The 24,758-nt window shown below is 63.3% G+C and carries 24 protein-coding genes; 11 read left to right on the forward strand and 13 right to left on the reverse strand.

The window, feature by feature from the left end:
• Nucleotides 1-10 precede the first annotated feature (10 nt).
• Nucleotides 11-145 (reverse strand): hypothetical protein, encoded by a 135-nt coding sequence (locus tag OPC11_RS13010; protein ID WP_007983378.1) that lies wholly within the window; start codon nt 143-145, stop codon nt 11-13.
• A gap of 109 nt (nt 146-254) precedes the next feature.
• Between OPC11_RS13010 and OPC11_RS13015 the strand changes: the two genes are divergently transcribed.
• Nucleotides 255-2,102, forward strand: coding sequence for a metallophosphoesterase (locus tag OPC11_RS13015; RefSeq protein ID WP_264782167.1), 1,848 nt, complete (start codon nt 255-257; stop codon nt 2,100-2,102).
• A gap of 13 nt (nt 2,103-2,115) precedes the next feature.
• Here the strand turns inward: OPC11_RS13015 and OPC11_RS13020 are convergent, their stop codons facing one another.
• On the reverse strand, nt 2,116-3,075 hold the full coding sequence (locus tag OPC11_RS13020) for an acetamidase/formamidase family protein (RefSeq protein WP_007983382.1): 960 nt from the start codon (nt 3,073-3,075) through the stop codon (nt 2,116-2,118).
• A 66-nt stretch (nt 3,076-3,141) separates the two neighbouring features.
• Nucleotides 3,142-3,921: a glucose 1-dehydrogenase gene (locus OPC11_RS13025; protein WP_026177912.1), complete on the reverse strand. Its 780-nt coding sequence runs from the start codon at nt 3,919-3,921 to the stop codon at nt 3,142-3,144.
• Between the two features lie 129 nt (nt 3,922-4,050).
• Here OPC11_RS13025 and OPC11_RS13030 point away from each other — a divergent pair, with 129 nt between their 5' ends.
• Nucleotides 4,051-4,197, forward strand: coding sequence for a hypothetical protein (locus OPC11_RS13030; RefSeq protein ID WP_007983385.1), 147 nt, complete (start codon nt 4,051-4,053; stop codon nt 4,195-4,197).
• Here the strand turns inward: OPC11_RS13030 and OPC11_RS13035 are convergent, their stop codons facing one another.
• Nucleotides 4,198-5,343: a GTP-binding protein gene (locus OPC11_RS13035; RefSeq protein WP_264782168.1), complete on the reverse strand. Its 1,146-nt coding sequence runs from the start codon at nt 5,341-5,343 to the stop codon at nt 4,198-4,200.
• A 496-nt stretch (nt 5,344-5,839) separates the two neighbouring features.
• Here OPC11_RS13035 and OPC11_RS13040 point away from each other — a divergent pair, with 496 nt between their 5' ends.
• From OPC11_RS13040 to OPC11_RS13065, 6 genes are all read left to right on the forward strand, one after another.
• Nucleotides 5,840-6,610, forward strand: coding sequence for an IclR family transcriptional regulator (locus OPC11_RS13040; protein WP_264782169.1), 771 nt, complete (start codon nt 5,840-5,842; stop codon nt 6,608-6,610).
• A 174-nt stretch (nt 6,611-6,784) separates the two neighbouring features.
• The gene (locus OPC11_RS13045) at nt 6,785-7,735 is read left to right on the forward strand and encodes a tripartite tricarboxylate transporter substrate binding protein (protein WP_264782170.1); all 951 of its coding nucleotides are present in this window, start codon (nt 6,785-6,787) and stop codon (nt 7,733-7,735) included.
• An 18-nt stretch (nt 7,736-7,753) separates the two neighbouring features.
• The gene (gene tcuA, locus OPC11_RS13050; RefSeq protein WP_264782171.1) at nt 7,754-9,172 is read left to right on the forward strand and encodes an FAD-dependent tricarballylate dehydrogenase TcuA; all 1,419 of its coding nucleotides are present in this window, start codon (nt 7,754-7,756) and stop codon (nt 9,170-9,172) included.
• The gene (locus OPC11_RS13055; RefSeq protein WP_007983395.1) at nt 9,169-9,696 is read left to right on the forward strand and encodes a tripartite tricarboxylate transporter TctB family protein; all 528 of its coding nucleotides are present in this window, start codon (nt 9,169-9,171) and stop codon (nt 9,694-9,696) included. The genes tcuA and OPC11_RS13055 overlap by 4 nt, the downstream gene beginning before the upstream one ends.
• Nucleotides 9,696-11,204: a tripartite tricarboxylate transporter permease gene (locus OPC11_RS13060; protein WP_264782172.1), complete on the forward strand. Its 1,509-nt coding sequence runs from the start codon at nt 9,696-9,698 to the stop codon at nt 11,202-11,204. Before OPC11_RS13055 ends, OPC11_RS13060 begins: the two co-directional genes overlap by 1 nt.
• A 36-nt stretch (nt 11,205-11,240) precedes the next feature.
• Nucleotides 11,241-12,380, forward strand: a complete 1,140-nt coding sequence (locus OPC11_RS13065; RefSeq protein ID WP_264782173.1) for a PrpF domain-containing protein — start codon at nt 11,241-11,243, stop codon at nt 12,378-12,380.
• Nucleotides 12,381-12,541: 161 nt separating this feature from the next.
• On the opposite strand, the gene OPC11_RS13070 is transcribed toward OPC11_RS13065, so the two are convergent.
• The 3 genes from OPC11_RS13070 to OPC11_RS13080 form a co-directional block, all read right to left on the reverse strand.
• Entirely contained in the window at nt 12,542-12,712 is a 171-nt protein-coding gene (locus OPC11_RS13070; RefSeq protein ID WP_007983401.1) for a hypothetical protein, read from the reverse strand.
• Between the two features lie 39 nt (nt 12,713-12,751).
• On the reverse strand, nt 12,752-12,934 hold the full coding sequence (locus OPC11_RS13075; RefSeq protein ID WP_026177913.1) for a hypothetical protein: 183 nt from the start codon (nt 12,932-12,934) through the stop codon (nt 12,752-12,754).
• 99 nt (nt 12,935-13,033) lie between these two features.
• Nucleotides 13,034-13,462 carry an OsmC family protein gene (locus tag OPC11_RS13080; RefSeq protein WP_018129013.1) on the reverse strand — a complete coding sequence of 143 codons (429 nt, stop codon included), beginning with the start codon at nt 13,460-13,462 and terminating at the stop codon, nt 13,034-13,036.
• A 124-nt stretch (nt 13,463-13,586) separates the two neighbouring features.
• On the opposite strand from OPC11_RS13080, the gene OPC11_RS13085 reads away from it, so the two are divergent.
• On the forward strand, nt 13,587-14,348 hold the full coding sequence (locus OPC11_RS13085) for an IclR family transcriptional regulator (protein WP_264782174.1): 762 nt from the start codon (nt 13,587-13,589) through the stop codon (nt 14,346-14,348).
• A gap of 97 nt (nt 14,349-14,445) precedes the next feature.
• On the opposite strand, the gene OPC11_RS13090 is transcribed toward OPC11_RS13085, so the two are convergent.
• The gene (locus OPC11_RS13090) at nt 14,446-15,606 is read right to left on the reverse strand and encodes a glycosyl hydrolase family 18 protein (RefSeq protein ID WP_264782175.1); all 1,161 of its coding nucleotides are present in this window, start codon (nt 15,604-15,606) and stop codon (nt 14,446-14,448) included.
• Nucleotides 15,607-15,740: 134 nt separating this feature from the next.
• On the opposite strand from OPC11_RS13090, the gene OPC11_RS13095 reads away from it, so the two are divergent.
• On the forward strand, nt 15,741-16,541 hold the full coding sequence (locus OPC11_RS13095) for a creatininase family protein (protein WP_264782176.1): 801 nt from the start codon (nt 15,741-15,743) through the stop codon (nt 16,539-16,541).
• Nucleotides 16,542-16,767: 226 nt separating this feature from the next.
• Here the strand turns inward: OPC11_RS13095 and nagZ are convergent, their stop codons facing one another.
• The 4 genes from nagZ to OPC11_RS13115 form a co-directional block, all read right to left on the reverse strand.
• The gene (gene nagZ, locus OPC11_RS13100) at nt 16,768-18,393 is read right to left on the reverse strand and encodes a beta-N-acetylhexosaminidase (protein ID WP_264782177.1); all 1,626 of its coding nucleotides are present in this window, start codon (nt 18,391-18,393) and stop codon (nt 16,768-16,770) included.
• Nucleotides 18,394-18,398: 5 nt separating this feature from the next.
• Nucleotides 18,399-19,565: a DUF1343 domain-containing protein gene (locus OPC11_RS13105; RefSeq protein ID WP_007980847.1), complete on the reverse strand. Its 1,167-nt coding sequence runs from the start codon at nt 19,563-19,565 to the stop codon at nt 18,399-18,401.
• 138 nt (nt 19,566-19,703) lie between these two features.
• Nucleotides 19,704-20,879, reverse strand: coding sequence for a hypothetical protein (locus tag OPC11_RS13110; protein ID WP_264782178.1), 1,176 nt, complete (start codon nt 20,877-20,879; stop codon nt 19,704-19,706).
• A gap of 63 nt (nt 20,880-20,942) precedes the next feature.
• Nucleotides 20,943-21,989: a serine hydrolase domain-containing protein gene (locus OPC11_RS13115; RefSeq protein ID WP_264782179.1), complete on the reverse strand. Its 1,047-nt coding sequence runs from the start codon at nt 21,987-21,989 to the stop codon at nt 20,943-20,945.
• A 96-nt stretch (nt 21,990-22,085) separates the two neighbouring features.
• On the opposite strand from OPC11_RS13115, the gene OPC11_RS13120 reads away from it, so the two are divergent.
• On the forward strand, nt 22,086-22,766 hold the full coding sequence (locus OPC11_RS13120; protein WP_264782180.1) for an HAD family hydrolase: 681 nt from the start codon (nt 22,086-22,088) through the stop codon (nt 22,764-22,766).
• A gap of 594 nt (nt 22,767-23,360) precedes the next feature.
• On the opposite strand, the gene OPC11_RS13125 is transcribed toward OPC11_RS13120, so the two are convergent.
• A complete protein-coding gene (locus OPC11_RS13125; protein ID WP_264782181.1) occupies nt 23,361-24,533 on the reverse strand; it encodes an anhydro-N-acetylmuramic acid kinase in 1,173 nt (390 codons plus the stop codon).
• Nucleotides 24,534-24,758 lie beyond the last annotated feature (225 nt).

Below are 24,758 nucleotides of genomic sequence, written 5' to 3' on the forward strand. Positions count from 1 at the left end.
CCGGACACACCTAACTTCCGGTGAGCAGGCGAAGCGCGACGCCGATGAGGATTACGATGACGCCGAGCGCCGTCGCCACCGGCGGGATGGGGACGAACAGGAGGACGATGCCAGCGAGGAGGACTATCGTCGAGGCTCGTACCATACGAACGGGCACCACCCGCCGTCTGTTAGAGGTTGTGGCGGACCGTTCCGATTTCGTCCGTGAGAACGATTTATTAGTAGCAGATTCATACGATATCGTACATCGAACGATGGCGAAACCACCGGAACTCACCCGCGACAACGAGGGGGCGTGGAAGTTGGCGGGGTCGTTCAGCAGCGGTCGGTATCAGTTCAGCGTGACGCCCGCCGCGGAGCGACTTCTCCGGGACGAACTCGGATACGACGAAGGGGATATCGTCCCGTGGAACTGCTTTCGGGCGCTCGTCTACGCCGGAGACGCGTCGCTCCCCTCCGCGACGGATAGCCCCGTCGAGACCGGAGACGATTTGGCCCGACCGAACGGCGACGTCGAGATGTCGGACGCGGAGGCCCGCGCGCTCGCCGAGCACCTGCAATCGAAACGGTTCGACGAACGCCAGCGCGAGGCGCTTTCGACCCACGTCGCCGACACGAAACTGGACCCGTTGCTCGCCGTCGAAACGCTCGACCGAACCGAGGACTGGGTTGCGGAGACGACCGAATCGCTCGTCCGTGAAGGGGAAGCATCGGATGAGAGACTCCAATCGGAATCAGACGCGGACTTCGGCGGGGAGAAGTCCGCGTCTACCGCATCGGACCGCCGCTCCGCCACGACCGTCCTGCACGTGAGCGATTCGCACCTCAAACCCGGAGGGGAGAGCGACGTGGATGGCGTTCACGGTCTCGATGGCTTCGAGAAGGCGGTGGACGTCGCCGTCGGCGAGGCCGTCGATGCGGTCGTCCACACCGGGAACCTGTTTTCGAGCGCGACACCCTCGGATGAGGTGAACGCCGCCTGCCGCGAGCGACTGGAGCGACTGCAGCGACGCGACATCCCGTTTTTCGTCGTCGCGGGTCGAAACGAGGCCGGGGATACCGACGCGCTCGATGCGCTGACCGAAACGGCTGGCGTGCGTCGTCTCGGGACCACGCCGACGGCTATCGACGAGTCGGTCGCCCTGTACGGCATCGACCACCGGCAAGACGTGGGGGCGGGGAATGGGGGGATTCACCTCGAAGACCCCGAAGAACGCTGTCTCAAACTGTGTTGCGTCCACCAAGCGGTTTCGCCGCCGTACTCGGAGTACGGCGCGGACGTCGAGGCCTACGAACTGGCCATCGAGCACATCGACGGCTGGGTCGATGCGTTCCTCTGTGGCGGGACCGACCGCGCGGTCGAATGGGAGGGCGACGACCTCTGTGTCTACTACACCGGAACCACTGACGCCGCGCGGGTGCGCAACGACGAGGACGAACCCCTCGTGAGTCTGTTCACCGTCCGCGGGGAGTCGTTCGAGCGCGAGACGATTCCGCTCGACGGGTACGACGCGAGCGCGCGGGAGCGCGAGCGAGCGAGACGCGAACGAGAGAACGGACGCGAACGGGAGAACGGTGACGAGAGGGATGGGTATCCCGGCAGAGAGATGCAGTCCCGAGAAGCGACGAATCCCGACGTTCGACCCCTCACCGAGGCCACCGGGTCGCTGGCGACGATGCTCGACGACGCGGGGACGCCCGATTTCGAGGACCGTTCGACGGCGGAGCTGGCTGACATGTACGCCCTCTTTTCGGACGTCAAGGGGCAGATCGAAACCCTCCGAACCGAGGTTCGTGACGTGCTTTCCTCGCGCGTCGGCGAAGGGCAAGAGGTTACGGGCTCGTTCGGGTCGGTCAGCGGCCGTCGCCGGACGCGAAAATCGCTCAAGGACTCGGAGACGGTCCTTACGGAGCTCGCCAGACACGGCGTCTCCCGGGAGGACGTCGTGACCGAACGGGTGGACGGGACGAAGGTCGAGGACGCCATCGAGGAGCGGAACCTCGACATCGACGAATCGCGCCTCTACGATATCAGCGAGAACGACTACGTTCGGCGGGACGACATCGACCGCGACGCGCTTCGACGGCGGTTCGAGGAGTAGGGGCGACGCCGACTCACTCCGGGAATATCGATTGCGGGAGATACGCCGAGACGACCCAGTTGGGGGCGTCCACGACTTCGTTGATTTTGAGGTCCACGATGGCGGAACACAGCAGGTACGCCTCCGAGCGCGTCAAACCGCGGGTTCGGTGGAGGTGCGAAATCATGTGTCGAATCGCCTTCTTGCTGGCGTCCATCAGGTCGTCGCTGATGCCGGTCGTGGCGTACACCCGGCCGCCGTCGGTCGCCGAAAACGGCCCGTCCGTCTCGAACTGCGGTTGCTCGATGTCCATGCCCGAGACGAGTCGGAGGCGGGCCGTCACCGTCATCGGTGCTTCGATGCCCGTGACACACACCTCGCCGTCGCCCTGCGCGCCGTGGCAATCGCCGATGCTGAACCGCGCGCCCGCAACTTCGACCGGCAGGTACAGCGTCGAGCCCGCCGTCAGGTGCTTCACGTCGAGGTTGCCGCCGACGCGGCGCGGGGGCGTCGTGCTGTGCTCCCCGCCGTCGGCGGGCGCGACGCCGAGGTTGCCCGGGAAGGGCGCGAGCGGGACGTCGATTCCGTTCACGAAGTGGCCGACGTCGCCGTCGAGGTCCCAGACGTGCAGTCCCGGGTCGGGAAACTCCTCGGGAAGCAGTCCGGTTCCCTCGTCGCCGCCGTAAAAGTACGAGAAGCCGATGCCCTCGTGGTCGAACGAGAGGAGGTCCACCGCGAGCACGTCGCCGGGTCGCGCGTCCGCGACGTCGACGGGACCGGTCAAGGCGTGGCCGGGGAGCGTCCCCGCGAGGGCGGCGACGTCCTCGACGGTCGAGTCCGCATCGAGGCGACCGTTCGTCGCATCCCGACAGTCGAAGCGCACCACGTCACCGGATTCGACCGTTCGAATCGGGTCGTGGTCTCGGCTCCAACTCGTGTGAATGTGCTCGTCTCGGGCGGGTATGTGGTGGTCCGGGGATGGTGTCTGTGACATCGGCGTACACCCGAGTAGAGACGGAACGGGTATAAAATTCGTTCGCGGATTCCGGTGGCGTATCGATTATCGGACGGTGTAGCCGCCGTCGAGGACGATGGTCTCGCCGGTCATGTACGCGGAGGCGTCGCTCGCCAGATACACCGCCGTCGGGCCGAGCATCTCCGGCGACGCCATCTCGTCCTGTAACATCTCGTCCGTCCAGATATCGACGGCGTTCTCCGCGACTTCCGCACCTTGGTCCGCGTTGTCGGTGGCGACGTAGCCCGGTGCCAGATTGTTCACGCGGATACCGTGTTCCGCCCACTCGGAGGCGAGTTGGTTCTTGAAGCCCTCCAATCCGGCCTTCGAGGCGTTGTAGGCCACCTGTCGCTGGGGATGGTTCGCGATGAACGCCGACATCGACGAGACGTTGAGGATGACGCCGCCGCCGTCCCCCATCATCTCGCGGCCCGCGGCGCGCGAGCAGAGGAACGCGCCCGTGAGGTTCGTCTCGATGACCGCGTGCCACTCGTCGAGCGACATCGTTTCCGCCGCCTCGTGGACGACGATTCCGGCGTTGTTCACGAGCACGTCTATCCCGCCGAACCGTTCGACGGTCGCCTCGACCATCGCCGCCACGTCGTCCTCGTCGGTCACGTCGCATTCGACTGCGAGGGTTTCGACGCCCGTCGTGTCAGCGAGTTCGTCCGCGACGGCTTCGCCCGACGCCGCGCTCCGATTCGCAACGACGACGTTCGCGCCGACGTCGGCCAGCGCGGTTGCGATGGCGCGGCCGATACCGCGATTGCCGCCGGTGACGATGGCCGTCTGGTCCTGCAGGTCGAACGCATCGAGTACGGTCATAATCGTACCACCGGACGGCACCCACAAAACGGTTCGCCCCGAAATCACGACGAACGCGACCGGTTCGAACGCCCGACAGAAGGCCATTCTCGCAAAGCATTATACCGTTTCAGCGCCTTTCGTGGGACGATGTGTCAATACTGTTCCGTTCGTGAGGAAGGCTGGACCCAACTCCTCGCCTACGACGACGTGTATCAACGCGCCGTCGGTTCCGGCGGCGACGACGAGTACGGGTTCCACGAATCGTGGGACGACCTCCGCGACCAACTCGCGTAGTCACCGTCGCGGGAACGGTCCGTTCTCGGCGAGCGCGGGTTCCCTCTCTTCGTCCTCGACGAGACAGCGGTCGAGTTCGGCGGTCACCCCCGCCTCGTCGATGTCGGTGCCGATGAGCACGAGACGGGTCTCCCGCTCGTCCGGGGACCACTCCCCGAGGGGGCCACAGCGGACCGAGGGTCCGGCCTGATTCAATCCCATGGCGTTGTCGTCCCATCCGGCGATCCAACAGATGCCCTTGGTTCTGGCGAGGTTTCCGTCCCAATCGTCCAGCCACGCGTTCAACCGCTCCGGGTGGAACGGGCGTTCCCGTTCGTAGACGACGGTTTCGATGCGGTCGGCGACGGATTCTCCTGCATCGTGTGCGTGCCCCCCGTGGTCGTCGTGGTCGTGGTCCGCGTGTGTGTGGTCCCCCTCACGGTCGTGCCCGTCATCACCTCCCGCCAACGCGCGTTTCCAGCCCGGTGATTGGCGCGCATCGTCGAAATCGAATCGCCCCGTGTCGAGAATCTCGTCCGCGGGAACCTCCGAGTACGTCGTTCGAATCATGTCCGCGTTCGGTTGTAGTTCCCGCACGAGGGCCGCCACTTCGTCGAGGGACTCGTCGGAAACGGCGTCACACTTGTTCAGCAACAGCAGGTCGCAGAACTCGACGGTTTCGACCAAGACGTCGGTCAGCGGCCGCTGTCCGTCCGCCGCTTGATCGCTCAACTGCCCCGTTTCCGCGTCGAACGCGTTGTCGAATCCGACCGTATCGACGACCGAGACGACGGTATCGAGTCGGTACTTCTCGGTCGGGTCGGGGGTTTCGTCGTCCATCCCGAGCAGCGTCCGCGCGAGCGGGATGGGTTCGCTCACGCCCGACGCTTCGATGAGGAGGGAGTCGAACTCGCGGTCGTCGAGTCTGGAAAGGGTCGAGCGGAGGTCGTCCTGTAACTGACAACAGATACAGCCGTTGGAGAGGTCGATTACGTCGTCGGTTTCCCCCTGTATCAGCTCGGTATCGACGTTCATCTCGCCCACGTCGTTGACGACGACCGCGACCCGTCGGTCCCCCGGGTCGCGGAGGACGTGATTTATCAGCGTCGTTTTGCCCGCCCCGAGACAGCCCGTTACCACCGTGATCGGCGTTCGGTCGTCTCCCATGGGGTTGCCTTCGGGATGCGGCATCATAGCGTTTGGTTGTGAAAACGAACTGATTTTTTCGCTCGTCGGGGTCGGGCGTCGGTCGCGTGGCTCGTGTGCTTCGTGGAAACCGCGCGCGCGATTAATTTCTAAATAGTAAATATTATATTAGAAATTAAGAGTATGAAAATAAAATAAAGAGTGCGGATACGGGGCCGGATTGGTCGGAATAAATACTAGTACCCCTATTCGACATCTGTAACGGACGTTCCGTCCAAACGTGCGCCGCACCGATCATATCTGAACACATGTTGAAGATACAAGGACAGTATACGTATAATAGGAATCAATACGCGTATCTTGAGTGAATAACTAAACAATACCGTCACACATATCGTGAACTACTGAACACCACACTCAATGGCGTATATCGTCGAATTCACGTGTTTCAATCCGTTTTGCGTCTATATTCGCGCATTCACAAAACGTAAATACGCGGCCTTGGTACTGCGTGACGATGGTGGGTGATTCCTCCCCGAGTCGTCCGCTGAAAACCGTCGAGACCGCCATCGATATCGTCGATGCGATTCAGCGGTCCGACGGTTCGGACGTTCAAGAACTCGCTCGGGAATTCGACCTCGCACAGAGTACGGTCCACGGCTACGTGAAAACGCTCGAAAATCGTGGTTACCTCACCGTCGACGACGGGGAGTACCACGTCGGTCTGGAATTCTTGAACAAAGGTGGTCACGCTCGCAAGCGAAAACGCGAGTACGACTTCATCATCGGAAAACTGGACGACTTGGCCGAGCAGACCGGCGAGCGCGTTCAGTTCATCGTCGAGGAGAACGGTCGTGGCTACTATATCCACACGTCCATCGGCGAAAACGCCGTCCACGTCGATGCCCACATCGGAAAGAAGATTCACCTCCACGCGAGTTCGGCCGGGAAGGCGATTCTCGCTACCCTTCCCGAGGAACGCGTCCACCAAATCCTCGACCGGTGGGGAATGCCCGAGTACACCCAGCACACCGTCACGGACCGCGAGGAACTGTTCGACGAACTTCACTCGATTCGAGAGATGGGCTACGCGACGAGCGAACAGGAGTCCATAACGGGACTTCGAGCGGTCGGCGCGCCGATACAGCCGTACGAGTCGAACCCCATCGGCGCTATCAGTTTCTCCGGACCGGCGCATCGTCTCACCGGCGACTGGTACGCCGAGGAAGTACCCAACCTCGTCCTCGGCGTCGCCAACGAAATCGAGTTGGACCTCAAATACCAGTAACGGACGACCGTCGCAGGACGGAAACCGGTCGCCCTTTCACGATATTCGAATTGCTCCTTCGCCGATGATTCGGTAGTTGGAACGTAATTATTAAATACTAGTTCGAGAAGGCCGTGTCTGTTGATGACTGGTAACAAGAACCGTGTCTCACGGCGACAGTTCATAGCAGGAACGGTGGCAAGTAGCGCCCTTCTCGCGGGCTGTACGAGTAGCGGCGGCGGCGGTTCCTACCCGAGCAAGGATATGACCTACATCGTCCCCTTCAGTCAGGGCGGCGGGACCGACACCTACGCTCGCAAGGTCGTCCCCGCGATTGGCGACGAACTCGACACCGACATCGCCATCGAAAACGTCCCCGGGGCGGCGTCGCTGAAGGGTACCGGCGAGATACTGCGGGAGAAATCCGACGGCTACACGTTCGGGGGTTTCAATCCTCCGTCGACGCCGATCTCCTACCTCGTCCACGACCCGAGTTGGGACATCACGAACCTCGTTCCGGTGGCGACGTACGCCCGGACGCCGTACGCCATTTTCGCACGCCCGGACCTCAAGATAGAGGGGATGAAGGATTTGACGAAGCGGTACAAGGACGGCGACCTCTCGAAGTTCGCCGGGCTGGCTCGCGGCGGCATCGTTCACGTCGCGGCGAACGTGATGAAGGCGGAATACGACCTGCAGTACCAGAAGTACATCGGATACGACGGCGGCGGTCCGGCGATCAAAGCCGCCATCTCCGGCGAGGTCCCGGTCGTCGCGACGACCGACACAGCCGCGATGAGCGCCGTCGAATCCGGCGATCTGGAACCCGTGGCCATCCTTTCGAGCGAGGGAAGCAACGTGTTCAAGGACGCCCCGTCACCCTCGGACGAGGGACTCCCGAGCATCGACTACATCGGACAGCTGACCCGCTGTATGTTCCTCCCGAAGGGGACGGAGACGGAGAAGCGAGACACGCTCGAAGAGGGTGTGAAATCGGCCCTGAAGAAGGATTCGGTGCAACAGTGGTCCGAGAAGACGGGAAACATCGTCGAGTTCGGAGGCCACGAGAAGGCGAAAAAGGCGCTGAACGACTCCATCGAGACGATTCCGAAGAAAGTCGATCTGGACAAAATCGCGAACGAATAACGCACACACACCTACACAATGACAGAAGATTATCTGGATACGTACGATTACGACGTCGCCGTGGTGGGGAGCGGAACCGCGGGACTCGTCGCTGGTCTTCGCGCCGCGGAACTCGGCAACTCGGTCGCAGTCCTGGAGAAAGCGCCGAAGGAGCGCCAAGGTGGGCACACCCGATTCAGCGAATCCTTCCGCGTCCCGTCGGTCGGAACGGACCTCGAACAGTACGGTTACGAGTTCGCCGTGAACGACTACACGACGGCGGACTTCCGACGGGACATCATGAGCCAGACGAGTGGCAAAGCCGACGACGAGTTGACCGACACCCTCGTCGAGAACGCCGGGGAGACCGTCGAGTGGTTGACCGCGGCCGGTGTGGACTGGCAGATGGAACCGCTCGCCGTGGGATACACTGCCGCCCGAACGTGGTTCGACGGGGAGGAGTACGTCGAAACCCTCACCGACGCCGCCGAGGACGAAGGTGCGGACTTCTGGTTCGAAACGGAAGCCGAGTCGCTGCACCGCTCTCCGACCGGCGAAATTGACGGGGTCACCGCACGAACGGCGGACGGACGGGTGAGCTTCGAGGTCGGCGCGGTCATCCTCGCGGCGGGCGATTACGGCTCCAGCGACGAGAAACGGGTTCGCTACTACGGCCCCGGCTACGACGAGATGAGCGTCCGCGGCAGTCGGTACAACACCGGGGAGGCCCTGATGATGGCCGAGTCGGCAGGCGCGAACCTCGTCGGTCAGTGGGGCGGCGCACACATGGCGCTCATCGACGCGGCGTCGCCGGACGTCGAAGGCGGCGCGAATCGAGTCGACGGCTATCAGTACGGTGCCATCCTCAACGACCATGGCGAGCGATTCGTCGACGAAGGAGAGGACGCCAGAGCGCACACGTACGCGAAGTTCGGTCGCCTCATCTTCGAACAGCCGAATCACGTCGCGTACATCGTTCTCGATTCGAAGACACAGGAGATGGTGCGGGCAACCGGCCCGTCCGACCCGGTTCGTGCGAACGACCTCGAAACCCTCCTCGCGGAGGTCGGTTGTAGCGACCCCGCGGTCGGTGCGGAGACGGTTCGGGCGTTCAACGACGCGTGCGACCCGGGCGAGTTCGACCCGAAAACGCTGGACGGCAACGCGACGGACGGACTGCTCCTCGAAAAATCGAACTGGGCGATTCCGATAGACGAACCGCCGTACTACGCCTACGCGGTGACCGGCGGCATCACCTTCAGTTTCGGAGGGGTGAAAATCGACACCGACGCGACGGTCATCGACACCCGCGACAGGTCGATTCCCGGCCTGTTCGCCGCGGGGAACAGCACGGGAGAACTGTTCTACGACAACTACCCCGGTGGAACGGCACAGACCAACGCGGCCGTCTACGGGAAAATTGCCGCGGAATCGGCTGATACGCACGTACAACCATGAGCAACGAAGAGCGATCGAAGACCCTCGAACGAAGTCCGGTGACGCCGCTCGCCGAGTTCCTCCGAGGGGTCGACGGCGGGCCGGTGTTCTTCGGATTCCTCATAGCCGTCGCCGGATACATGTTCGTTACCGCCGCCGGGTTCACCGCTTCGGCGCGGCTGTTCCCCAGACTCGCAGCCGGAACGGTACTCGTCGCCGGTGCGCTTCGGCTGGCGGTAACGCGGCTGAATATCGGCGTCGAGCGGAGCGAATCGGTCGTACTGAGCGGTGGGCAATCGGAGGCGAACGACGACGAAGAAGCGTCGCTGGAATCGATGCTCGTCCTCGGGTTCCTGATCGCCGGGTACGTCCTCGGCGGGTTCCTCGTCGGACTGTTCTGGTTGACGCCGCCGTTCGTCTTCCTGTACCTCCTGTACAACCGCCAACCGCTCTGGCGGACGGCGCTTCTCACCGCGGTCATGACGGGGGTCGCCTACGGATTCATGACGCTCATGAACCTCGACCTGCTGACGGGGGGATTCTGATGGCGGACGTTGGCATCCTCGTCGAGGCGACGAAGACGATATTCGCGTGGCCGAACGTCCTGCTCATCCTGCTCGGCGTCCTCATCGGCATCATCGGCGGCGCGTTGCCCGGCGTCGGCGGTGCGCTCACCGTCGCGATAGCGATGCCGTTCACGCTGGGGATGGGAAGCACGAGCGCCATCATCTTCCTCATGGCGATTTATAACGGCGTGATGTACGGCGGCAGCATCTCGTCGATTCTGTTCAACGTTCCCGGAGACTCCTCGGCCGCCGCGACGGCGATAGAGGGCTATCCGATGACGAAACAAGGGCGCGCGATAGACGCGCTGACGATTTCGGCCCTCTCCTCGGGACTCGGCGACCTCTTCGGCGCCATCGTGATCATCCTCCTGATGCCGGTGATGGTCTCGTTGGTGCTGATGTTCGGGACGCCGGAGTACTTCCTGATAGCGGTCTTCGGCCTCTCGCTCATCATCGTCGTCTCCGACGGGTCCTTCCTCAAGGACGTGATGGCGGGCGGGTTCGGCGCGCTCATCGCCACCATCGGCGTCGCGCCGATGTCGGTATCGGAGCGGTACACCTTCGGAATGCTCGGACTCTACGACGGCGTTAACTTCGTCGCCGCGCTCATCGGCATCTTCGCCATCTCCGAGATGCTCCGGCTCAGTCTTCGGGACGGTAGCATCTCCCGCGACGGCGACGTGAGCCTGAGCGGGAGCGTGAAGTCGGGTATCTCGGACGTGCTCTCGAAACCGCTGACGTTGATAAAATCGTCCAGCATCGGCCTCTTGGTCGGTGCGATTCCCGGGTCCGGCGGGTCGGTCTCGACGTTCATCGCCTACGGCGAGGCGAAACGGTCGAGCGCGGACCCCGACGCGTTCGGAACCGGCGTCGAGGACGGGGTGATCGCAACCGAGTCCGCGAACAACGCGACCGTCAGCGGCGCGCTGATTCCGACGCTGACGTTCGGCATTCCGGGCAGTACGACGACCGCGGTGCTCATCGGCGCGCTCATGCTTCACGGATTGCGGCCCGGCCCCGCGCTGTTCGACGAACAGATAGGACTGACCTATTCGATTTTCGCCACGCTCGTCGTCTGCAGCGTCGTGATAATCGTCTTCGGGTTGCTCGTCGTTAGATGGGCGGGATACATCACGACGGTCAACACCGACCTGATAATTCCGGTCATCGTCTGCCTCTCGGTGTTGGGAGCGTACTCGCTTCACTCGAACTACATCGACGTGTTCGTCGTTCTCGTGATGGGTATCGTGGGCTATCTCATGGATGGCTACGGCTACTCGCTCGTCGCGTTCCTGTTGGGACTCATCCTCGGGCCGATAGCCGAGGAGAACCTGTATCGGTCGCTCCAACTGAGCGGCGGCAGTTTCGACATCTTCCTCGCGACGCCGTTGCGAATCGTGCTCGTGGCGATGATCCTGTTCGTCGTCGTCGGGCCGTACGTGCGACCGCTCTTCGACCAGCTGCATCGGCGGGCAACCAACCAGTGATCCACCGATAAAATCACTTTTCGAGCTTAGAAATCAATGAATCAAGAGACGATTCGCTGTGCGTTAGTACGGGGCGGAACCAGCAAGGGAGTCCTCATCGCGAGCGGTGAACTCCCGGCGGAACACCACGACGAGGCGATACTCTCGGTGTTCGGAAGCCACGAACCGCGACAGGTCGATGGACTCGGCGGCGCGACCTCGACGACCTCGAAACTCATGGTCGTCTCCCCGAGTTCGCGGCCGGACGTGGATGTGAACTACACCTTCGGACAGGTCGGCGTCACGGAACCGCTCATCGACTACGGCGGGAACTGCGGGAACATGACGACGGCCATCGGGCCGTTCGCGTACGACGAAGGACTCATCGACGCCGTTCCCGACGCGGACGGTCGCGTCTCGCTCACCCTCTACAACACGAACACGGAGACGAAACTGGAACAGTCCTTCCCGGTGGACGGGACGCGCGCGGTATCGACCGGTTCGTTCTCCATCGAGGGCGTCCCCGGGACCGGCGCGCGGGTCGATACGACGTTTCTCGATCCGGGCGGGTCGAAAACGGGGTCGATCTTTCCGCTGGGGGGGCCGACGGTCACGGTCGAAACCGAACACGAGCGTATCGACGCGACGGTGTTGGACGTGACGACGCCCGTCGCGTTCGTTCGAGCGAGGGACCTCGGTCTCGACGGGACGGAAGGGCCGTCCGTCGTCGATACGGATGGACCGCTCCTCGAACGAATCGAACGGATTCGAGCGCACGTCTGCGCGGAACTCGGACTCGTCGATGACCCCGACGGTGCGGCGCGGGAGTCGCCGGGCTATCCGAAGCTCGCGTTCGTCTCCGAACCGCAGTCGTACGAGACGGAAAACGGTCGGGTCGATACGGAACGTATCGACCTCACGGCGCGCATCATGAGCATGCAGTACCTCCATCCGATTTACGCCGTGACCGGCGGCGCGTGTACGGCAGCGGCGGCACTGCTCCCCGGAACGATTCCGAACGAGGTCGCGGCCACGAGCGGAACCGAAGTGACGCTCGGGCATCCGCGGGGGACGATGACCGTTTCGGTCGGCATCGAGTCGGATTCCGTTCGCTCCGTGACGGTCTCTCGAACGCAGCGCCGTCTCATGGAGGGAACAGCGTTCTACACGGTATCGGACTCGGTTTCCAACGGGTAAGAGATACCGAGCGTCGAAACGGACGACCAGCCCCGTCGAGGTATTTCTAGACAGTAATACCAGTCAGTATATCCGTGTTTCCTATTTGGTGTTACTGAATGATAATACCAATGTGGTCGTCGTCGAACGTCGGTTCGCGGTCGGAATGAGAGACAGCCAATTCAGGCCTTCGCGCCCGCGACCCCGCCGCCGATGGCCGCGCCGCATTCGTTACAGGCGACTAAGTAAAATCGTTTCGAGGCCGCGAAGAAACCTGTCGTGGCGTCCATCTCCACGAATTCGACGTCGGACTTTTCGGAAAGCTCCGCTTGACATTCGGGGCAGTGTACCATACCCCCGGATTGTGATAACTAACCTATAGCTTTTTTCTTTCAAGCACCGCCACCGGCCTTCGCACCAGCGACGCCGCTTCCGATAGTCGCACCACAGTCGGCGCAGTTCACGACGTAGAACCGTTTGGAGGCCGCGAAAAAGCCGGTCGTGGCGTCCATCTCCACGAAATCGACGTCCGACTCCGTTTCGAGGGTCGCACCGCAGTCGGGGCAGTGTACCATGATTGCACCGTTTGCGCGGAGTGTTAAATTTCCTATGGAATCGCCCATCGTCGGAAACACGACGGCTCCACCGACGCCACCCAAAAACGGGTCGCGTCGTTAGCTCTCCAACGTCGCGTCGAGCGTGATGTCCGGTCCGGCGAGCGCCTTCGAAACCGGACAGTTCTCCTTGGCGTTCTGCGCGAGGTCGTCGAACGTCTCCTCGTCGATGTCGGGAATCTCCGCCGTCAGCGTCAGGTCGATGCGCGGAATCTCGAAGCCGCCCCCGTCCGCTGGTTCGAGGTGCACGTCCGCCTCCGTGTGGAGGCTGTCCGGCGTGTAACCCTCCTCTTCGAGGAACGCCGTCAGTTGCATCGAGAAACAGCCGGAGTGGGCCGCGCCGATGAGTTCCTCGGGGTTCGTTCCGGGTTCGTCCTCGAAGCGGGTCGGGAACCGGAACGTTCCCTCTATCTGGCCGCTCTCCGTTTCGAAGTCGCCGCTCCCGTCCTTTCCGCCTTGCCACGTCGTGTCGGCTTGTCTTGCAGGCATCGTCACGCCCGGCTACAGTCGGCAGTCGTATGGAAGTATCGGCCCCCGAAGTCCCGGTTAGCGTCAGTCGAGGACGAAGGAAGTTATATAACTCCCCTCCGGGAAAAAACGGACGAAGAGGGCAATGACCCGCGAATCCACCACGCCCGTCAGGACGACAGCGCGGTCGCTCGACATCATCGACACGCTGCGCGAACTCGACGGTGCTCGCCTCACGGAAATCGCCGCCCACCTCGACCTCCCCGACAGCACGGTGCACAACCACCTCCGAACGCTCGTGCAGCGGGGGTACGTCGTCAGGGACGGGAACACGTATCACGTGAGCCTCAGGTTCCTCGATTTCGGGGAATACGCCCGCTCCAGACGCAAGGTGTACGAAGTCGCAAGCCCCGAAATCGACGAACTGGCGTCCGAAACCGAGGAATCGGCGAACCTCCTCGTCGAGGAGGACGGCATGGGCGTGTACATCTACAACGCACAGGGTGGAAACGCCATCCCGCTCGACACCCACCCCGGAACACGCGTCCCGCTCCACGCCACCGCGCTCGGGAAGGCCATCCTCGCGTTCCTCCCGGAGAGCAAGACCGAAGCGATTTTCGACCGTCGTGGGTTGCCCGCTCAGACGTCGAAGACGATAACCGACCGCGACGAACTCCGCGGCGAACTGGCGGCAGTCCGGGAACGAGGCTACGCCGTCGATGACGAGGAGCGCGTCCGCGGCGTGCGCTGTCTCGCGGTCGCCATCAAGAACGAAAACGGACAGGTCATCGGGGCCATCAGCGTTTCCGGTCCGGCGAGCAGAATCGAGGGCGACGTCCGCGACCGACTCTTGGACGGCCTCCGACGCGCGAAGAATATCATCGAACTGAAGCTCGTACACGCGTAGCACGGATGCCGAGCGACGTCGAACATCTTTCCCGTCCACATCTCTTCCGTCGGTATCTCCTCCGTCCGCATCTCTCCCGCTCGTTCTTCGCACACGCTCAGACGTGGAGCGTATCGTGCATCTCGGTGATGAGGGTGTTGCTGGAGTCTTGGGAAAGCTCCCAACACATCCCGCCGCCGTATCCGTTGTTCTTCACGAACGAGGCTTTGTTGGAGATGGACGACACGTCGTCGTAGGAGACGAACGTGTTTTCGGCGGCCGAGTACAGCCACGGTACCTTCGCGTCGGAGTGCCAGTGATACTCGTAATCCGACTGCGGCTTGAGGTTCTCCACGACTTCTGAGTACGTCACCGACGTAGACGAGTCGAAGGAGTTGAACAACCCGTCGTTGGTGGACGCCACGCCCGAGTAGGACCGCCCGTAAAACGGCATTCCCATGACGAGCTTATCCTTTGCTATTGGTTTACCTGCCCAATACTGCATGTGGTGTTTGGTGTCGAAATCCGACGATGCGGTCGGCGCTTCGAACGGTGCGTTGAAGTTCGTCTCGCTGCTCCAACTCCCGTGATAATCGTAAGTCATGACGTTCACGTGGTCGAGATACTCGCTGATGGTACCGACTTCGTACGCATCGTCCACGATATTCGGGTTGGGAGATCCGGCCATCGTCAAGTGAGTCCACGACCCGAATCGAGCGTCGAGTTCGTCACGACACGCCTTCAGGAGTAGTGTGAAATTGTGGGGGTCCACTGCACGAACGGACCCGTCCGGGAACTCCCAGTCGAGGTCGAGACCGTCGAAGCCGTACCGTTCCATGACGTCGACGGCCGTCGTGGCGAACCGTTGGCGTCGCACCGCGGTCGATGCGGCGTCCGAGAACGTCCCCGAGTACCACCCGGCGCTGATGGAGAGGAGGAACACGGTCCCCGTATCGTCGTAGGTCGCCAACTCGCTGAGGAGGTCTTCGTCGGCGGAATCAACCACGTTAACCGTGCCATCCGACTGGACGTCGAGGAAGGCGAAGTTCAGGTGGGTGAGTTTGTCGAAGGGGATGTCCGCAGGGGTGTATTCGCCCGCGTAGGAGGGGTAATAGCCGACGACCCGGTTGCCGTAGTCGCCGTGTGCCGAGGCGCTTCCGGCACCGAGCGTCCCGGTCACCGCCAGTGCGCCGGTCCCCTTGAGGAACTTACGTCTCGATGCGTCAGGAGTTATTTTTCGGCCGATGCGTTTCGGTACGTGTTTCTCGCCGTTCGACATACGTTCATCAACGACGGTTCGATAATGGATAAATTTTATGTGAATTATGAAGAAATATATGCGCTCGGAATTCAGCGTTCGTCCCCTTTGACGGGACCCCAACCATTATACGACCGACACGAGCACTGTTCGCTATGACTGCAGCGATGCGTCTGTCCGCCGTCGCGTGGGCGGCGAAGACTCGGCGCGAAATCCGAGACGTCGGAGCCGCCGACGGGTCGGTTCTCGTCGTTCCCGTCGGCAGTATCGAACAGCACGGCCACCACCTCCCGGTTTCGACCGACACCCTGCTGGCCGACGCGGTGGTCCATCGCGGTGCCGAACGCGCCGCGAACGACGTTCCCATCCTCGTCACGCCGCCGGTCTGGTCGGGGTTTTCGCCACATCACCTCTCGCTCGGCGGGACCATCTCGCTCGAACTCGACGACCTCCTCGATGCGCTGGCGGACGTGGCCGACACCGCGCTCGAAAACGGGTTCGACGGCCTCTGCTTCGTCAACGGTCACGGCGGCAACGCGGCCGCCATCAACAACGCCGTCAGCATCGTCGGAAAATCCCATCCCGACGTCGAAGTCGCGGGGCTGACGTACTTCCAACTCGCCGAACCGTTCGTCGACGAGATTCGAGAGAGCGAAACCGGCGGCATGTCCCACGGCGGCGAGTTCGAAACCTCGCTGATGCTCCACCTTCACCCCGAACTCGTTCGGATGGAGGACGCGGACGCGGAGTACCTCGACGAACCGTACGACCGCGGTACCAAGGACCTGCTCGTCGGCGGCGCGCTGGCGACGTACCGGCCGTTCGAGGAGTACTCGGACACCGGGGCCATCGGCGACCCGAAACTGGCGAACGCGAAAAAGGGCGAAAAACTCCTCGACCGATTGACCGACGAACTGGCGGACGTGTTCCGGAACGTCTCCGAGCAGGCGCGCTAACGACGATACCGTTCTCCGCTTTCGCGTCTCGCCCCTCTCATCGTCCCGGTATGACTCTAAAGTAATACTCGACGGGTCGCTGGTCACATAAACGTAAATAGGTCGAATACAGCGGTTAGGACATCTATCACGGACCCCTCGGTTTTTCTGGGAAGAGAATACTTCCTGATATTGCTGTCTAGCAATACCATCCAGTATGAATATTTAGCACCACTGTTCAGTATTACTATCTACCGTCCGGTATCGTCACCGGCAATCGCCCGGACGGGGTACCCTTCCCGGCCAGCAGTTCCGCCGCTGCGGCGAGCGAAGCGGGCGTATCGTCGTACGTCGTCAGGTACGTCTCCACGTTCGGCATCGCAGCGAGGTCGTACGGATTCCGCGTTGCGACGACGATAGGGTTCGCGCCCGCCTCTTGCAGGGCTTGGACGACCGCTGCTTGGTCCGGATTCGATGCGGCATCGGACGTACAGACAACCGTTTCACGGGGTGAATTGGCGCGTTCCTCCGGTAGTTCCCCCGGCGCGAGGACGGTGCCATCGACGGCGACGCCCGTCGCCGACAGTGCCGACGCGAACGCGCCGCCGCGGCCGGACGCCTCCTCTGCGGGCGACCCGCGGCCGCCGTCGAACTCGTAGACGGCAACGCGCTGGGGGAGCGGGAGCGCGTCGGCCTCGTCGCGGACGAGCGTGACGCCGCGTTCGGCGACTTCCCGCGCGGTGGAGCGGCACTCCGCCGCGCCGTCGTCCCATTCGTTCTCGCCGCCGACGTAGCCCGCTCCGTAGACCCGTTTGGCGCGGAGGACGCGCCGAACCGCGGCGTCGATGTGGGACTCGGCGATGCGCCCCGATTCGACCGCTTCGATAACGGCGTCGATGGCGGCGCGCTGTTTCGCCGGAGTGTGCGAGACACAGAGTTGGTCGCACCCGGCCTCGACCGCTTGCACACAGCCTTCGACGGTTCCAACCCCGTCGGCGATGGCTTTCATTTCCATGCAATCCGTGACGACCAGTCCGTCGAAGCTCAACTCCTCGCGGAGGAGTCCCGTCACGACGCGTGGGGAAAGGGTCGCCGGTCGTTCCGCATCCTCCGCGATGGTCGGAAACGCGACGTGCGTCGTCATTATCGCGCCGATACCGGCGTCGATGGCGCGCCGGAACGGTTTCAGTTCCACCGCGTCGAGGCGCTCCCGGTCGTGGTCGATGACCGGCAGGTCGAGGTGGGAATCGACCGCGGTGTCGCCGTGTCCCGGAAAGTGCTTCCCGCAGGCGACGACGCCCGCGTCCTGTAGCCCGTCGGCGAACGCCGCGCCCAGTTCCGCGACGCGTTCCGGGCGTTCGCCGAACGACCGAACACCGATGACGGGGTTGTCGGGGTTGTTGTTCACGTCGAGGACCGGCGCGAGGTCGATATCGACGCCGAGCGCGCGCAGTTCACTCCCGACTGCTCGTCCGGCGCGGGACGCGAGTTCGGGGTCGTCCGTCGCACCCAGCGCCATCGCGCTCGGCAGTTCGGTACCCCACGGGAGGCGCGCGACCCGCCCGCCCTCCTGGTCGATGGACAGGAGCAAGGGGGGCTTTCCGTGGGGGACGAACCCCTGTAACGTGCGCGAGAGGGTCCGAAGCTGTCCCGGCGATTCGACGTTCCGGCTGAAGTAGATGACGCCGCCGAGGTGGCGCTCGGAGACGAGTTCTTCTATCGCCGCGGTTGGCGTCGTCCCGTCGAAACCCGCGACGAACAACTGTCCGACCTTCTCGGGGAGCGACAGGGACGACACGTCCACCTCGAAATCCGTGTGAGTGGCGGGTGGGTTCGTCGATTCCGCCGACTCGGGTTCGGTTGTCGAACTCATCGGTATCAGTACCGCCTGTAATCGTCTCGCACGTCGAGGAATTCCGTCCTGTCGTCTTCCCACCTGTCCGCGATGGTTTCGGCGATTTCACGCGGTTCGGCCGACGCGTCGGCGGCGTCTATCGTCTCGCGGAGATAGCTCCCTCCCGCCAGTTTATCGACGAAGAACTCGTCGTCGTAGGCTATCCACTCGCAATCGTCGTACGTCGTGAACGCCGAAGCGAGGACCGTCAGCCCGACCGTCACGGGGTCGATGGCGTCCCGGTCGAGGACGTGTATCTGGACGCCCGTCACGTTCTCGCGCTCGTGTTTGGAGAACGTCGGCGAGAAGTACGCCGGGCGGAAGGCGACGCCCTCCAACCCTTGGTTCGAAAGCTCCGTCGCCCAGTCGTCCGCATCTATCCACGGCGCGCCGACGAGTTCGAACGGCTTCGTCGTCCCACGCCCCTCCGAGAGGTTCGTGCCCTCGAAAAAGCACATGCCGGGGTATAACGTGGCCGTTCCCGGCGTCGGCATGTTCGGCGACGGATACACCCACGGGAGGCCGGTATCGGAAAACCAGTCGGAACGCGACCAGCCGCGCATCTCCACGACCTCCACGTCCGCGCCCACGTCGAACTCGCCGTTGAAGTAGGTCGCCAGTTCGCCGACGGTCATCCCGTGGACGATGGGAAGTTCGTACGCGCCCACGAACGAGGCCACCTCGTCGTCGATTCGGTTGCCCGCGACGGATAGCGGCGAGATGGGATTCGGCCGGTCGAGGACGACCATCCGTTTTCCGGCCTCCGCGACCCCTTTCAGCGCGTAGCCCAGCGTGTAGATGAGCGTGTAAAACCGACATCCGACGTCCTGCATGTCGTAGACGATGGTGTCGATGCCGTCCATCATCTCGGGGGTTAGTTGTTTCTGGTCCCCGTAGAGGCTCTTCACCGGAAGACCGGTGCGCTCGTCGATGCTGTCCTCGACCTTCACGCCCGCTTGTGCGTCACCCCGAATCCCGTGTTCGGGTCCGAACAGCTTCCGGAGGTCGAACTCCTCGCGGGCATCGAGGAGGTCTATCGTGGTGGTGAGGTTGCTGTCGGTTCCCGACGGGTTCGTGATGAGTCCCAATCGTTCGCCATCGACCGTCTCGAAGCGGTCGTTCAGCAACCGTTCTACGCCGAGTGTTACCATATCTTCGGCAATGCAGTAACTCCTTAAAAAACCCCGTGTGCGAGAGGGTAGGTATCAGTATAATTATATTGAGAAGGCGCGATTGTAGTGTCACTTCTCCCCCTGTTCGCTCCCTCGTTCATCCATTCGATGACCCACTCACTCACCGAGTGGCGCAGCGGCGACGTCGAACCAGTCGAGGTGGTCCTCGGTCAGCAGCGCGTGGTTGTAGACGCGAAGTTCGTCGCCGAGACCGCCGACGTCGGTCACGAATCGCCGCCACTCCGCTTCCGAACCGATGACGGCGGGGTCGAGGGTGAGGCCGACGTCGACCGGTAGCTCGACCGCCTCCCGATACCCCCGCACGCGACGGCGAGCGAGGTCGCGGTCGCCGGTGTAACAGAGCGCGACGATGCGGTCCAGATGAGCGCGAACGCGGTCGAGGACGACGCCCGCGGGCCATCCGTCGTTCGGGTCACGCCCGAGGCCGTCCGACGCCGAGTAGGTTAGCTCCACGTCACCGCTGGCCGCCGCGATGCGTTCGAGGAACGAGTCGATGACCGACGCGCGGAAGTCGAAGAGGTCGGCGAGGACGGGATACTCCTCCGCGAGTCGGGAGAGCGATTCGATTTGGGGAGTCGGCGTTCGAAGCACGTCGCGGGCGAGCGACTGGACGACCTCACGGGCGCGTTCGAAATCCACCTCGTGGCTCGCCGCCCGCGTTCGGCAGGCCGAACAGAAACACTGCGAGAGGAGGAGTTCTTCCGGCTTGCCGCGGACGACGTGGTTTTTCGAGTGGCCGAACGTGGCACCGTGGCCGTGGAAGGCGTTCGGAAAGCCGAGCGATTCGAGGTTGATAGCGGCGATGTCGTAGTCGGCGAGCGAGCGCACGACGCCCTCGAAGTAGTCGTGAACCTCGGGATGGGACGGACAGAACGCGTGGTCGTGGGGGTCGCCGAAGGCGCTTTCGACGCGATACTCCGGGTTCGACGCGCCGAGGTTCGTGTTGTGGAAACAGACCAACCACGCCGTCACGTCGATATCCGCCTCGGTCAACCGCTCGACGACCTCTCCGAACGGGTCGGGATGGCCGTCGATTTCGTTCACGGGGGGGTCGATGGGCCTATCGACGAACGACTCCGGGGCGGGGCGAAAGTAGCACCCGCCTTCGTACGATTCGAACAGACCGTCGGAAGAACGCGGTTCGAGAGTTCTAATGGAGTGATAGTGTGCGGCGACGGTGACGCTCGTCACGCCCAGTTCGGCGAGTTCCCGTCTCGTCGCCTCGGGCGGCTGCGAGAGTAAACGCCACGGATAGCTCCAGACTGCGACCATACCAGCCAACGTTGGCGCCGTGTAATAAATATTCCCCGGTCGCGGTGCGAACGGGACATCGAATCAGTCGAAACGCCCGGCGGCGACCATCGCGTGAAACCGCTCGCGGAATCGGATGAGACCGGTGTCCTTCCCGTCGTACACCTGATTCGTGAGCAGGACGGCGAACCGGTCGCGGGCGTGGTCGAGCCACAGCGAAGTGCCGGTGTAACCCGTGTGTCCGAGTCCGACGCGCGACCAGTTCGGCGCGGGGTACGTCCCGTCGGCGAGTCGCCACCCGAGGCTGTGGCGGGTATCGAGGTCCGGCACCCAGTCGTCCTGCAACCGCTCGACGGTGCCCGGAGAGAGCAGCGTTCCGTCCGCGGCGAGGTACGCCCGCGCGAACGCCGCGAGGTCGTCGACCGTCGTGAACAGACCCGCATTCCCGCTCTGGCCGTTCATGGCCCAGCCGAGCGGGTCGTGGACTTCTCCGCGGAGGATTCGGTCGCGGTACTCGTGGTCGTAGGTCGCGGCGACGTTCGAGACGTCTTCCAACGGCCCGAGTCGGGAGGTTTCCATCCCCGCGGGACCGAACACGTGCCGCTCCGCGAGTTCGCCGAGCGAGCGGTCGGTCGCGCCCCTGAGCGCCTCGGCCAGATGGACGAAGTTGAGACAACTGTACTCGTTTCGACTGCCGGGTTCGGCTTCGAGAATCGACCGGTCCCGAAGTCCCGCCAGCACGTCGCTCGGCGACTCCCACGATTCCGCGAACGAGTACGGCTGAAAGCCGGAACTGTGGGTCAACAGTTCGAGCAGGCGAACGTCGCCGCGCCGATAACCGTCGAGGGACGGGACGTGCCGTCGGAGTTCGTCCGACAGGGTGATGACGCCCGATTCGACGAGCGAGAGCGCCGTCGTCGCCGTCACGACCGGTTTCGTCAACGACGCGCCGTCGAAAATCGTCTCGCGGGTCATCGCCGCGCCGCGCTCGGGGTCGCGTTCGCCGACGACGCCGACCGCATCGATACCGTCCGTCGTCCCGACCGCCGCCACGGCACCGGGATAGACGCCTTCCTCCAACCCGCGTGCGAGAACCGTTTCTAGCGGGTCGTCTCCTGTCGAGCCTCTCATTCTCGTGGACGAGGGAAGCGAACCGTCTTAATCCCTCCGTCCGGGCCATCCGCGGTGAACAACCTATTTGTGGCCAGCGACGCTAGAAACGACTCAATGACCTACGATTCGCTATTGTTCGACGTGGATGGCGTCCTCCTCGCGTTCCACCCCGACCACCCGACGGTCTACCGACAGGCCGTCGTGGAGACGTTCAACGCGTTCGACGTGTCGCCGGAGGACGCCCACGTGGACGCCTTCATCGCCGGGGGAACCATCGACGAGATGCGGCGAGCGTGCGCCGACCTCGGCATCGATTTCGGGCGGTTCTGGCCGGAGCGCGAGGCGAACACGTCGCGCCTCCAATCCGGGATGATGGACCGCGGCGAGCGGGTCCCCTACGACGACTGTTCGGTTCTCCCGGACCTCGCCGCGCATCACGACATGGGGGTCGTCAGCAGCAACCAACACGCCACCATCGAGTACATGCTCGACCGGTTCGACTTCGCCCACCTGTTCGAGACGGCCTACGGCCGTGAACCAACGGTCGAGGGATTCGAGCAGACCAAACCCGAGACGTACTACATCGAGCAGGCGATGGCCGACCTCGACGTGACCGACGGCCTCTACGTCGGCGACAGCGCCTGTGACGTTCGCGCCGCCCACCGCGCGGGCCTCGATTCGGCGTTCATCCGACGACCACACCGCGATGGCTACGACCTCCCGGAGGACCCGACCTACGAGGTGGAGTCGCTCGCGGACCTCTTCGACCTTCCGGGTATCGCGGAGTCCGCGTAAGGACCGCCGTTTCAACCCGCGTCACCGGTTTTCGTCCGTTCTCCGTCCGTTCCCCACCCGGTCTCCGCCCGGTTTCGTCCGATCAGATTTTCGTCGTTCTCGAAACGCGACCACCTCGCATCGAACACTGGATATCGTTTCGACACAGCCGAAACGAAATGGAGAAGTCTCGAACCACTGGTTTAGAACGGTTTCAGAGGATTTCGAGTCGTATTCGCGGGGGAAGTACATTCGATAGAGACGAAACGACGGCACATCACGCGTGTGAATACCTCTCGTGGCGAGATACGGCGTTCTCCGGTCGAAGATATCCATTACGAAACTATGCATGTAATGCACCCACGAATCGTGTGTTCGGGTCGCTTCTCGGGGAGTTATAACGCACATATTTTCGTGATGAATCAGGGTCGATTTCGAGTCCACGGAAGCCCCCCTCTCGTCCGCCGGAAACGAAGGTAGCAGTCCGCATGACCGCTGAGAGGAGGAAGATCAGGGGTTCGCGGTTCGACGGAATCGAAAGCCGAGGGTTCGTGGAGCGAGAATACCGCGACGAATCGGACGTTCTGAAAAAGTACGAGACGAGTGACGGAGCGCTCACGTCGGCGGGCAGCGCTTGCCCATGACGACCGGTCGGGCCGCACCGGTCGCGCCGGGAACGTTGTTCGGCACGCCGTCCAGCGCCGCCGCGGCGAGCAGGGCGAACGCGGCGGCCTCCTTCGCGTCGCTTCCGACGCCGTACTCGTCGATGGTTCGGACCGGGGCGCTCACCTCGGCGTCGAGCATGTCGAGGAGCGCGGGGTTGTACGCCCCGCCGCCGGAGACGACGATTTCGTCCGGCGCGTTCGGGAGAAATCGCCGGTACGCGTCGGCGATGGAGCGGGCCGTCAACGCCGTCGCCGTCGCCACGACGTCCTCGTCCGTGCAGTTTCGCTCCCGGCAGGCGGCGACGAACTCCCGTGCGTACGAGCGGCCGAACTGCTCCCGTCCGGTGGATTTCGGCGGTTCCGCACGGAAGTATGGCTCGTCCAACGCATCGTCGAGTATCGCGTCGTGGACTGTCCCCTCGCGGGCCATCCGACCGTCGCGGTCGTACGTCCGCTCGCCGTCCGTCAGGAGTTCCACGATGCCGTCGATGACCATGTTTCCGGGTCCCGTGTCGAAGGCGGTCACGTCCTCGCGCGCCGCTCCGGGCGGCAACGCGGTGCAGTTCCCGATGCCGCCGACGTTCTGTGCGACGCGGAACGACTCGTCGTCGGCGAGCAGGGCGAGGTCTGCGAACGGAACCAGCGGCGCACCGTGTCCGCCGACCGCCACGTCCGCGGTTCGAAAGTCCGCGACCGTCGTGACGCCGGTTCGCTCGGCGATGTAGCTCCCGTCGCCTATCTGGAGCGTCGAACGGCGTCGGTCGTCGCCCACCGGCAGTCGTCGCGGTTCCGGTTCGTGACGAATCGTCTGGCCGTGCGACCCGATGGCGTCCACGGCCGAGATATCGAGGTTCGCGGCGTCCGCCGCCGCTTCCGCCGCGTCCGCGAAGACCGCCGCGAGCGCGACGTTCAGCCGACAGGCCTCGGCGACGGACCCCTCGTCGGAGCAGACGCGTTCGAGTCGCTCTCGGAAGGCCGAATCGTACTCCCGCGTGACGAACGATTCGACGGTCACGTCGTAGTCACGTATCGCCTCCCCGTCTCTCCGAATCCGACAGCAGGCCGCATCAACGCCGTCGAGCGACGTGCCCGACATGAGGCCGACGACGACGCGCTCGCTCACGCCGTCACCCCCTCGATTTGCTTCGTGACCGTCCCGTCGGCGAACCGCTGTCGAACGCGAGATGGTGAAGCGCGGCGTACTTCGTCTCCGGTCGAACATCGGGGAGGAGATACGTTTCGAACGTCGATGCCGTCGAAAATGCGCCCGTACTCGGTAAGACGGCGACACTGTGTGATCATCTCCCCGCTGTTTCTCGTCCCGCTACTTATACTTCCGTTCGAAGGG

This window comes from Haladaptatus sp. T7 (assembly GCF_026008575.1).
Classification (GTDB): domain Archaea; phylum Halobacteriota; class Halobacteria; order Halobacteriales; family Haladaptataceae; genus Haladaptatus; species Haladaptatus paucihalophilus.

What these genes read in the sequence shown, in the direction of transcription:
- OPC11_RS13040 (WP_264782169.1), top strand. Translation starts at nt 5,840, where the DNA reads ATGGTGGGTGATTCCTCCCCGAGTCGTCCGCTGAAAACCGTCGAGACC.
- OPC11_RS13070 (WP_007983401.1), bottom strand. Translation starts at nt 12,712, where the DNA reads ATGGTACACTGCCCCGAATGTCAAGCGGAGCTTTCCGAAAAGTCCGAC.
- OPC11_RS13120 (WP_264782180.1), top strand. Translation starts at nt 22,086, where the DNA reads ATGACCTACGATTCGCTATTGTTCGACGTGGATGGCGTCCTCCTCGCG.
- OPC11_RS13065 (WP_264782173.1), top strand. Translation starts at nt 11,241, where the DNA reads ATGAATCAAGAGACGATTCGCTGTGCGTTAGTACGGGGCGGAACCAGC.
- OPC11_RS13115 (WP_264782179.1), bottom strand. Translation starts at nt 21,989, where the DNA reads ATGAGAGGCTCGACAGGAGACGACCCGCTAGAAACGGTTCTCGCACGC.
- OPC11_RS13055 (WP_007983395.1), top strand. Translation starts at nt 9,169, where the DNA reads ATGAGCAACGAAGAGCGATCGAAGACCCTCGAACGAAGTCCGGTGACG.
- OPC11_RS13030 (WP_007983385.1), top strand. Translation starts at nt 4,051, where the DNA reads ATGTGTCAATACTGTTCCGTTCGTGAGGAAGGCTGGACCCAACTCCTC.
- OPC11_RS13105 (WP_007980847.1), bottom strand. Translation starts at nt 19,565, where the DNA reads ATGGTAACACTCGGCGTAGAACGGTTGCTGAACGACCGCTTCGAGACG.
- nagZ (WP_264782177.1), bottom strand. Translation starts at nt 18,393, where the DNA reads ATGAGTTCGACAACCGAACCCGAGTCGGCGGAATCGACGAACCCACCC.
- OPC11_RS13110 (WP_264782178.1), bottom strand. Translation starts at nt 20,879, where the DNA reads ATGGTCGCAGTCTGGAGCTATCCGTGGCGTTTACTCTCGCAGCCGCCC.
- OPC11_RS13025 (WP_026177912.1), bottom strand. Translation starts at nt 3,921, where the DNA reads ATGACCGTACTCGATGCGTTCGACCTGCAGGACCAGACGGCCATCGTC.
- OPC11_RS13085 (WP_264782174.1), top strand. Translation starts at nt 13,587, where the DNA reads ATGACCCGCGAATCCACCACGCCCGTCAGGACGACAGCGCGGTCGCTC.
- OPC11_RS13020 (WP_007983382.1), bottom strand. Translation starts at nt 3,075, where the DNA reads ATGTCACAGACACCATCCCCGGACCACCACATACCCGCCCGAGACGAG.
- tcuA (WP_264782171.1), top strand. Translation starts at nt 7,754, where the DNA reads ATGACAGAAGATTATCTGGATACGTACGATTACGACGTCGCCGTGGTG.
- OPC11_RS13080 (WP_018129013.1), bottom strand. Translation starts at nt 13,462, where the DNA reads ATGCCTGCAAGACAAGCCGACACGACGTGGCAAGGCGGAAAGGACGGG.
- OPC11_RS13010 (WP_007983378.1), bottom strand. Translation starts at nt 145, where the DNA reads ATGGTACGAGCCTCGACGATAGTCCTCCTCGCTGGCATCGTCCTCCTG.
- OPC11_RS13035 (WP_264782168.1), bottom strand. Translation starts at nt 5,343, where the DNA reads ATGGGAGACGACCGAACGCCGATCACGGTGGTAACGGGCTGTCTCGGG.
- OPC11_RS13060 (WP_264782172.1), top strand. Translation starts at nt 9,696, where the DNA reads ATGGCGGACGTTGGCATCCTCGTCGAGGCGACGAAGACGATATTCGCG.
- OPC11_RS13015 (WP_264782167.1), top strand. Translation starts at nt 255, where the DNA reads ATGGCGAAACCACCGGAACTCACCCGCGACAACGAGGGGGCGTGGAAG.
- OPC11_RS13090 (WP_264782175.1), bottom strand. Translation starts at nt 15,606, where the DNA reads ATGTCGAACGGCGAGAAACACGTACCGAAACGCATCGGCCGAAAAATA.
- OPC11_RS13075 (WP_026177913.1), bottom strand. Translation starts at nt 12,934, where the DNA reads ATGGTACACTGCCCCGACTGCGGTGCGACCCTCGAAACGGAGTCGGAC.
- OPC11_RS13095 (WP_264782176.1), top strand. Translation starts at nt 15,741, where the DNA reads ATGACTGCAGCGATGCGTCTGTCCGCCGTCGCGTGGGCGGCGAAGACT.